This is a genomic window from Luteococcus sediminum (assembly GCF_054783495.1).
Map to the genome: position 1 here is coordinate 1 of NZ_BAAGQL010000037.1, position 2,475 is coordinate 2,475.

3 protein-coding genes are annotated in these 2,475 nt (G+C 65.5%); 1 reads left to right on the top strand and 2 read right to left on the bottom strand.

Annotated elements, in window-relative coordinates:
- Nucleotides 1-194 (bottom strand): hypothetical protein (locus tag ACYVKA_RS13585; RefSeq protein ID WP_460706210.1); only part of this gene is annotated, 194 nt, incomplete at its 3' end.
- A gap of 526 nt (nucleotides 195-720) precedes the next feature.
- On the opposite strand from ACYVKA_RS13585, the gene ACYVKA_RS13590 reads away from it, so the two are divergent.
- Nucleotides 721-1,494: an RCC1 domain-containing protein gene (locus tag ACYVKA_RS13590; RefSeq protein ID WP_460706212.1), complete on the top strand. Its 774-nt coding sequence runs from the start codon at nucleotides 721-723 to the stop codon at nucleotides 1,492-1,494.
- A gap of 43 nt (nucleotides 1,495-1,537) precedes the next feature.
- On the opposite strand, the gene ACYVKA_RS13595 is transcribed toward ACYVKA_RS13590, so the two are convergent.
- Nucleotides 1,538-2,475, bottom strand: a 938-nt coding sequence (locus tag ACYVKA_RS13595) for a formylglycine-generating enzyme family protein (RefSeq protein WP_460706214.1), incomplete at its 5' end; no start/stop codon positions are given.

Sequence of the window (2,475 nt, forward strand, 5' to 3'; positions counted from 1 at the left end):
TTGCGCCCACCTTGGGTGAAGTTCTTGACCTGGTAGACGGCGTAGCCAGCATCAAGATGGACCAAGATGTCTATCCCACCGTCACCCTTCGACGGCTTGATGTATTCCGCTCTGCTCGGGAAGTCGCTGCCAATGAACATCGCAGCCGCCGGCTCGACGTCACTCTTGTACTGGCTCCACTCGATCCTGGTCATACCCAAATCATCCCGCACCGCTCCGACTACTGCTCCTGCACCGCTCCGACTATTGCTCTTGCGGCCTCGCGGTCTGGCTCGTCGTTGTGATGACCAACGGTCGCGTGGACCCCCCCAGTAGCCGTTTGTGGCTCTCCATCTGACCGATCAACACGAAGTCCCTTGCGGGGAGCTAGTCTCTTGAGCGGTGGCCCGCTGCCTGACGCTGGCGATCGGGCTCACCGCGCATTGATGGTCCGGATCTGCCGCGAGGGGCGTGAGCACCCGACCGTGCTTGATATGTGGGTGATCTTCGGATCACCGAGGCAGCCCACGCGATACTTCCGGGCAGCATCGTCACGCGGCACCTTGCCTTCCGCCACACGATCGAGTGGACCAAGCCCGCCGACGGGCTGGGTCAGCCGCAGCAGAGTGGCGCAGGTCGGCAGGGGAGGCTGGGTAAGTGAACGAGCCGGGGCTTGCACATGGGGCAGTGATGGCTGTTGGGTGCCGGCATTCGGTCGCTCGGCGGACTGACAGGACGGTCGTGACCGCCGGCAATGGCATGGCGGGCGAATGTGAGGTGGTGGGCTGGTCCGACGTGGTTGCCGTCGCAGCTGGCAATGTGCACGCCTTCAGCAATACGGGCAAGTCCCACACGCTTGCTCTGCGCTCGGACGGCACCGTACTGGCGACTGGCTGGAATGCCCACGGGCAGTGCCATGTCTCCGAATGGACGCACATTCGGGCAATTGCCGCTGGGTGGCGCTTCTCGCTCGGTGTCACCGCCCAAGGGCGCGTGGTAGCTGCTGGCCGCGCCACGGAAGGGCAGATCGAGGTGGCCGAGTGGGAAGGGGTCGTCGCCGTGGCGGGTGGGGACTGGCACAGTCTCGGTCTTCGTGGTGATGGCCGTGTTCTCGCGGCGGGTAACAATCGGGCGGGTCAGGTCAATGTGGACGGCTGGCGTGAGGTCGTGCAGGTGTCTGCCGGTTACCAGCATTCCCTGGGCCTTTGCGCTGATGGTCGGGTCGTGGCCTGTGGTGCTGCGGCCAGCGGCGTCCGTGACGTTGCCGGATGGGCCAACGTTGTGCAAGTGGCGGCGGGAAGCCACCACAGCGTCGGTCTCACCGCAAGCGGGCACGTCATCACTTCCGGGTCCAATGCCCGGGGCCAATGCGGCACGCACAACTGGCGCGACATCGTGGCCGTGGCGGCCGGAGCTGCCCACACCCTGGGGCTGCGCTCAGATGGCAGCGTGCTGGCGGTCGGTGCGAATGATCATGGTCAGTGCGATGTGGACGGCTGGGCCGCAATCGGTTGACCTGGGAGGGCGACGATCGTGTCTGCCCCGAGCGAGACCCGGCTTAGCGCCGTCTGACGGCGGGCCCGGTAGATGTTCCGCGGGCGATGCGGAATCCGAGGTCGTCGAATGATGATGCGGGGTTGGTCTTGCGACGTACGCCGGCGCGGCAGCTCCAGTGCGGGTCGCTCCATCCTCCTCCGCGGATGATGCGGTACGACCCGTACACCTCGGGGTCGTACAGGTCCCAGCACCACTCCCACACCCCGCCCAACATGTCGAACAACCCCCACGTATTCGGCTGCTTCAAGCGCACGGGATGGGCCCGCCCGCCGGAGTTGTCCGCGTACCAACCGATGTCGTCGAGCTGCGCGTAACGGGGACCCGCCTTGCCCGCGCGGCAGGCGAGTTGCCACTCAGCGTCCGTGGGTAGCCGGTATCCATCGGCCCCGTGATCCCACTCAATCACCCAGTCGTCGGCCTCAGGCTGGCTGTGTGGACGCCACTGGGTCAGCGTCGGGACCTTACGCTGCGAGATCGTGTAGACCGGCGTGAGCCCCTCGTGCATGGACAGTGTGTTGCAGAAGGTGATCGCGTCACGCCAGCTCACGTCCGTCTGCGGCAGGGCCGTCTCTTCCGGGACAACGGTGCCCCCAGTCACTAGGGCCCAGAGGCTGCGCGTGACCACCGTGGTGGCCAGTTCGAAGGGTTCGACGCGCACCGTCCAGGACGTGCCCGTGGAGCGATCGACGACGTGCTCCTCGACGGGGCCGAGGAGGGGTAGCGCCACCATCTCCACATTCATGGCTGCCATCGTCGCATGCTTGTCGGCAGGGCGACCGATCGTGAATTCCCAGCGGGTGTGGTGACCGACACGGTCGCATGTCACGCCTGACCGTGTGGCTGATCCTGCGCTGATCGGGACTGTCCTGGAAATGGTGTAAGTGGCTCCATCGCCCGCAAGGGCAGGAGGAGTCATGATGACCGAGACAACAACCAGCA